A 6524-nucleotide genomic window follows, 5' to 3' on the forward strand; every position below is an offset into this window, starting at 1 on the left:
CGCTCAGAACTGGATGCCCGATCGCTCGGCGACCGTGTGCATGTCCTTGTCGCCGCGGCCCGACAGGTTCACCAGCAGGATTTTCTCCTTCGGCAACGTGGGCGCGATCTTCGCCGCGTACGCGAGCGCATGGCTCGATTCGAGCGCGGGAATGATGCCTTCGATGCGGCAGCAGTCGTGGAACGCCTTGAGCGCTTCCTCGTCGTCGATCGTCACGTACTGCGCGCGGCCGCTGTCCTTGAGCCACGCGTGCTCGGGGCCAACGCCCGGATAGTCGAGGCCAGCCGAAACCGAATGCGTCTCGATGATCTGGCCGTTCTCGTCCTGCAGCAGATACGTGCGGTTGCCGTGCAACACGCCCGGCGTGCCGGCCGCGAGCGAGGCGGCGTGACGACCCGTTTCCATGCCGTCGCCGGCCGGCTCGACGCCGATCAACTGCACCGAACTGTCGTCGATGTACGGGTAAAAGATGCCCATCGCATTCGATCCGCCGCCCACGCACGCGATCACGGCGTCGGGCTGGCGGCCCGTCATTTCGGGCATCTGCACGCGGCATTCGTCGCCGATCACGCGCTGGAAGTCGCGCACCATCATCGGGTACGGGTGCGGGCCCGCCACGGTGCCGATAATGTAGAACGTGTTTTCGACGTTGGTGACCCAGTCGCGCATGGCTTCGTTGAGCGCGTCCTTGAGCGTGCGCGAACCCGATTCCACCGGCACCACGGTCGCGCCGAGCAGCTTCATGCGGTAGACGTTCGCGGCCTGGCGGCGCACGTCCTCGGCGCCCATGTAGACCACGCACTCCATGCCGAAGCGCGCCGCGATGGTCGCGGTGGCCACGCCGTGCTGGCCCGCGCCGGTTTCGGCGATCACGCGCGGCTTGCCCATGCGCTTGGCGAGCAGCGCCTGGCCGATCACGTTGTTCACCTTGTGGGCGCCAGTGTGATTCAGGTCTTCGCGCTTGAGATAGATCTGTGCACCGCCCAGCAGTTCGCTCCAGCGTTGGGCGTGATAGACCGGCGACGGACGGCCGACAAAATGCTTCAACTCGCGCTGATACTCGGCGACGAAGTCGGGATCGTCCTTGAATTTTGCGTAGGCGTCGCGCAGCTCGTCGATCGCCTGCATGAGGGTTTCGGCAGCGAACACGCCGCCATATGGGCCGAAATGGCCACGTTCATCGGGCAAATTGTACATAAGTCACTCGCTCGACCGGTTTTGGAAGAACCCGCACGATTATTTCTGATATGCGGGCCGTACCGGCCAAAGATTTCATCCCGCGTCCGCTTCGCGCACTGCGCGCACGAACGCCGCCATGCGGGCGTGATCCTTCACGCCCTTTGCGCCCGGCACCTCGATGCCACTGGAGACATCGACAGCAAACGGACGCACCTGGCGAATCGCATCACCGACGTTTTGCGCGTTCAAGCCACCACTCAAAACGGCCCGACGCGCGAGACCTGCGGGAATAAGTGACCAATCGAAGACCTTTCCGCCGCCGCCGTAGCCTTCGACATGGGTGTCGAACAGCAGGCCGCTGGCTGATGAATAACGGTTAGCTGATTCTATCAAATCGGCGTCGCGAGTATCGGCCGCCACTCGCAGCGCCCGCAACCAGGGCAAACCGGCAACGGAGGCGAGCGACTCGCACTGCTCGGGCGTTTCGTCGCCGTGAAACTGCAGCAGCGTGAGCGAGACGTTGCTCGCCACTTCGCTCATCCATTGCGGCGTGGCGTTGACGAAGAGCCCCACGACCGAGACGAACGGCGGAATGTCGTGCGTGAGCTCGACCGCCTGGGCCACGCTCACCGAGCGCGGGCTGTGCGGGTAGAACACGAGGCCGATGGCGTCGGCGCCGAGGTCGATGGCGTGCGCAACCGCTTCGGGCGTCGAAAGCCCGCACAGCTTGATGCGCGTGCGGTGCGCGGCGGCGTTGGCGGTTTGTGCGGCTGGCGTCATGATTTTTTGAGGCTCGATGTTGTCCCGGGGCTCCGGTCGGGTTCGTGCGGCCGGAGCGCGCTCAGGCGCGGCCTTCCGGCGCGTCGCTCCAGATCGCGCTCCACGGCACGCTGGCCGTATGCGGCGCGGGTACCGCGAACTCGTCAGGATAGCCTACTTGGGCAAGGTAGAGGCCATCGGGCATGAAGGTCGGCGCGGCCTGGGTGCGGTCGCGCTGCGCCAGCACCTCGGCCATCCACGCAGCCGGATAGCGCCCGCGCCCCACCGCCACGAGGCACCCCATCAGGTTGCGAACCATGTGATGCAAAAAGGCGTTGGCGCGAAAGCGAAAATGGATGAAGTCGCCCTGTGGCCGGATGTCGATCTGATACAGGTGCTTGACCGGCGTCTTCGCCTGGCACTCGGACGAGCGGAACGACGAGAAGTCATGCTCGCCGATGAGGTGCGCGGCCGCCTCGCGCATGGCATCGACATCTAGCGGCGTATGGATCCAGCCCGCGCGGGCCGCCAGCATGGGCGAGCGCACCGCGTTGACGTAGAGCACGTAGTAATAGGTGCGCTCGAACGCGGCGAAGCGCGCGTGGAACGCTTCGGGCATGGGCTTGGCCCACTGCACGGCCACCGTGGGCGGCAAGAACGCGTTCGTGCCGCGCACCCACGAGAATTCGGTGCGGTCGAGGTCAGTGTCGAAGTGGACCACCTGGCCCAGGCCGTGCACGCCCGTGTCGGTGCGGCCTGCGACGATCGTCGGCAGCGGGACGCACGCGAACTCGCGCAGCGCGCGCTCGAGCGCGTTCTGCACGGTCTTGCCGTGCGGCTGCGATTGCCAGCCGCAGAACGCGGCCCCGTCGTACTGGATTCCTAGCGCGATACGCATACGGCTTGCGGCTACGCCTCAGGAGAGCGGCGCGAGCGTCGACAGAAGCGCCTGCGCGTCGCTGCGCGTGGCGTGGTCGTTCGACTCGATCACTTCATTGATCAGCGAGCGGGCGCCGCCCACATCTCCGAGCGCAATGTACTCTTGCGCGAGGTCCAGCTTGTTGCGCGCGATGCGCGACAGTTGCTCGGGCGTGAAGACCGGCAACGGCTCGGCCGAATCGGGCGGCAGGTTCAGATCGAAGTCGAGCGTGAGCGCGCCAAAGCGCGGCGCGGCGAGGCCCGCGAGCGCGCCCGCGCCCGCCGTGCCGGCTTCGATGGCCTCGCCCGCCAGCGGCTCAGGCGGCTCATGGAAAGGCGACGAGAGACGCGCTGACGCTTCGGGCGTAGCCACCGGCTCGGTCGAAAGCGGCTGCGGCGGCAAGAGCGGCTCGCCAACCGGCTCCCCAACTCTCGGCGGCAGCGGCATGTCGATGCCGCCCAGCGCGTGTACTGCATCTTGCGGGAATTCGATCGGTACTTCGGCGTAATTCATGTCTTCTGTGGGGACTGCGGGTGGTGCCGGAAATTCAGGTTCAATCGACGATGCAGGACGCTGGAATGCTTCGATTTCGTGCAACGGATGGATTGTGGGTGGTTCGGCCTGCGGCGCTTGCGGTGCGCCGTCGCCAAAGTTCAGCGCGATCTCGGGAGCGGCCGGCGCGGCGGTGCGCGGCGGCTCTTCGAAGGTGCGCGCAAGCGCCTCGGCCTCTTCGGGTGCGCGCGGCGCAGCGAGGCTTTCGGGCGGCAGCGCCGATGCACCCAGCTCCGCGGCCGCTTCGAAGCTCGCGGCAGCGGTGGCGTCGGCAAGCGTTTCGGGCTCGCCTGGCTCGATACCGTGCGGGAGTTCGTCGTGCGATGCACGATTTTCCTGTGCGATGTGCGGCTCTTGCGGTACGGCCGGTTGCAGCGGCTCGAAAAGCGTAGGCGGCAACGCGTCGGCACCGAGCGATGCCGCGGCGGCGAGGCTCGCGGCGTCGGTGGCGTGATCGAGCGATTCGTCGTGTGGCAGCGGCTCGGACAAGACAACCGGCGTAGGAACGGGCGTGACCGTGGCTTCGGGCGCTGCCGGTGCGGCAAAAGCAAGCGGCGTGACGGGCTCGGCACCGGGCTCGACACCGAACGCAGGTGCGGGCTCCTTTACATGCAGCGCTTCCTCGGCACGCGCAAACGTCTCGCGCAAAACCGGCGGCTCATCGAGCGCCGCTGCGGCTGCGACAGTCGCCGCAGATGCGGCGGGTGTCGGCTCGGGCGTCACGGACGCGGCCTCGGCAGCTTGTTCAGCGGATTTCCTGCGCTTGCGCGAGAGCAGCCGCACGAACAGCGCGATCAGCACCACGATAACGCCCGCCACCGCGCCCATCGCCACCGGCGAGATTTCGGGTTGGCCGCCAGTCGCACCCGGGTTCGCGCTGCCCGCCTGCGCGGGCGCGCCGCCTTGCGCGGCGGGTGCGGATGCACCTGCGGATGCGCCGTTCGCACCGCCCGCCGTCTGGGCCGGCTTGCCGATGCCGTGCTGCTGCAACGCCATCAGCACGCGGTTCTTCAATGCAAGCAGCTGTTGCAGGCTGGAAACCGTCACGGGTGCGCCGGCCTTCGCCGCGCCCTGCGCCGGCGCGCCTGCAACCGTGCCGCTTGCGGCGGGCGCCGACTGGACCGCACCGCTCCATACGTGCGCATCGCTGGCCGTGGCGGCCGATGCCGCTGCGCTCGCGCTAGCGCCAGTAGCTGCCGCGCCCGATGCAGCTTGCGCGGCCACTTCGGGGCCGCTCGCCGCGACGGCGGAGGCCGCAGCCGCGGCAGCCGGAGCCGCGCTTGCGGCGCTGGCCGAACTCGCGCCAGCAGTTGCGGCAGCAGCCACCGAAGACGATGCCGCCGAAACGGCCTGGGCAGCCGCGCTCGAAGCAGCGGCCGGCGCGCTAACGGAAGCAACCGACGCAGCCGGCGCCACCGTGGCGGGCGCGCTGGCGGCGGTAGCTGCCGCAGCAGCCGCACTCGCCCCCGAAGCCGCCGTCATGCCCACAGCCGCGCTGGAAACGTCCGGCGTGGCCGGCACGTTCAGCGCCGCGCCCACGCGCATGCGGCTGGGATCGTGCTTCATGAACGCGTCCGGATTCGCATCGAAGAGCGCCTGGCTCATCCGCGCGAGCGTCGCCTTGTCGTGCGACTGCGTGAGGTCGACGGCGACGTCGTGCAGCGACTGGCCGGGACGAACGGTGTATTGCCCGGCGGTGCTCACGGGCGCAGCCGGAGCAGCAGCGCTCGCCGCGCCGCCTTGCGCACCACTCGCACCGCCTTGCGCGGCCGCGATGCCGCAAAACAGGAGGCTTGCGGCCATCACGGCGGCGCGGACTGCCCGCCGCCCTTCGACGCGCTTCGCGCAAGGCGCGGCGGAAACAGAATCAAATCGAACGATCATCGGTTGCCCTGGCATACCGCTCTTGCGGCTGTCGATCAAATGGAGGTTGGCTTCAGGTTCATTGCAACGAGGATTGCAATAAAAAAAGCGCCGCGACTGGCGCGGCGCTTTTTCACCCTGTCTACGCGTCATTAGCCGCGTAGTTTAATTCATTCACTTGTCGAGCAGAATGCGCAACATGCGGCGCAGCGGCTCGGCCGCGCCCCACAGCAGCTGGTCGCCCACCGTGAAGGCGGAAAGGTACTCGCCGCCCATCGCCAGCTTGCGCAGGCGGCCAACCGGCACCGACAGCGTGCCCGTAACGACGGCCGGCGACAGATCGCGCATCGACGCTTCGCGCTGGTTCGGCACGACCTTGACCCAGTCGTTGGCCGAGGCGAGGATGCCGTCGATCTCGTCGAGCGGCACGTCCTTCTTCAGCTTGATCGTGAGCGCCTGCGAGTGGCAGCGCATCGCACCGATGCGCACGCACAGGCCGTCGACCGGAATCGAGCCCGGCTGGCCCATGGCCGGCTTGCCGAGGATCTTGTTGGTTTCCGCGCCGCCCTTCCACTCTTCCTTCGACATGCCGTTGCCGAGGTCCTTGTCGATCCAGGGGATCAGCGAGCCCGCGAGCGGCACGCCGAAGTGGTCGGTGGGCATGGCGTCGCTGTTCATCGTGGCGAGCACCTTGCGGTCGATGTCGAGAATCGCCGACGATGGGTTCGCCAGATCGTCCTTCACCGAAGCGTTCAGCGCGCCCATTTGCGAGAGCAGCTCGCGCATGTTCTGCGCGCCCGCGCCCGAAGCGGCCTGGTAGGTCATGGCCGTCATCCAGTCGATGAGGTTCTCGCGGAACAGGCCGCCGAGCGCCATCAGCATCAGGCTGACCGTGCAGTTGCCGCCGATGAAATCCTTCTGACCCTTGACGAGCGCGTCCTTGATGACGTCGAGGTTGACCGGATCGAGGATGATGACCGCATCGTCCTTCATGCGCAGCGCCGAAGCGGCGTCGATCCAGTAGCCCTTCCAGCCTGCCGCGCGCAGCTTCGGATACACCTCGTTGGTGTAGTCGCCGCCCTGGCAGGTGATGATGATGTCGCACTTCTTCAGCTCGTCGACGCTGTTCGCGTCCTTGAGCTTCGTCTCGTTTTTGGCGAACGACGGAGCCGCGCCGCCTGCGTTGCTGGTGCTGAAAAACACCGGTTCGATCAGGTCGAAATCACGTTCTTCCTGCATGCGCTGCATCAGC

General features: G+C 67.2%; 5 protein-coding genes. All 5 read right to left on the reverse strand.

What is annotated here, in order from left to right:
• Window positions 1-3: 3 nt before the first annotated feature.
• A complete protein-coding gene (trpB, locus tag VMJ11_RS19510) occupies window positions 4-1197 on the reverse strand; it encodes a tryptophan synthase subunit beta (protein ID WP_325621029.1) in 1194 nt (397 codons plus the stop codon).
• 75 nt (window positions 1198-1272) lie between these two features.
• Window positions 1273-1959, reverse strand: coding sequence for a phosphoribosylanthranilate isomerase (locus VMJ11_RS19515; RefSeq protein ID WP_325621030.1), 687 nt, complete (start codon window positions 1957-1959; stop codon window positions 1273-1275).
• Window positions 1960-2020: 61 nt separating this feature from the next.
• Window positions 2021-2836 (reverse strand): tRNA pseudouridine(38-40) synthase TruA, encoded by an 816-nt coding sequence (gene truA / locus VMJ11_RS19520; RefSeq protein WP_325621031.1) that lies wholly within the window; start codon window positions 2834-2836, stop codon window positions 2021-2023.
• 18 nt (window positions 2837-2854) lie between these two features.
• Window positions 2855-5212: a FimV/HubP family polar landmark protein gene (locus tag VMJ11_RS19525; RefSeq protein WP_325621032.1), complete on the reverse strand. Its 2358-nt coding sequence runs from the start codon at window positions 5210-5212 to the stop codon at window positions 2855-2857.
• Between the two features lie 234 nt (window positions 5213-5446).
• Window positions 5447-6523, reverse strand: a complete 1077-nt coding sequence (asd, locus tag VMJ11_RS19530; protein WP_325621033.1) for an aspartate-semialdehyde dehydrogenase — start codon at window positions 6521-6523, stop codon at window positions 5447-5449.
• Between the last annotated feature and the right edge of the window lies 1 nt (window position 6524).

It is taken from the genome of Paraburkholderia sp. (assembly GCF_035501035.1).
Lineage (GTDB): Bacteria > Pseudomonadota > Gammaproteobacteria > Burkholderiales > Burkholderiaceae > Paraburkholderia.

What these genes read in the sequence shown, in the direction of transcription:
- trpB (WP_325621029.1), bottom strand. Translation starts at nt 1,197, where the DNA reads ATGTACAATTTGCCCGATGAACGTGGCCATTTCGGCCCATATGGCGGC.
- VMJ11_RS19515 (WP_325621030.1), bottom strand. Translation starts at nt 1,959, where the DNA reads ATGACGCCAGCCGCACAAACCGCCAACGCCGCCGCGCACCGCACGCGC.
- truA (WP_325621031.1), bottom strand. Translation starts at nt 2,836, where the DNA reads ATGCGTATCGCGCTAGGAATCCAGTACGACGGGGCCGCGTTCTGCGGC.
- VMJ11_RS19525 (WP_325621032.1), bottom strand. Translation starts at nt 5,212, where the DNA reads ATGGCCGCAAGCCTCCTGTTTTGCGGCATCGCGGCCGCGCAAGGCGGT.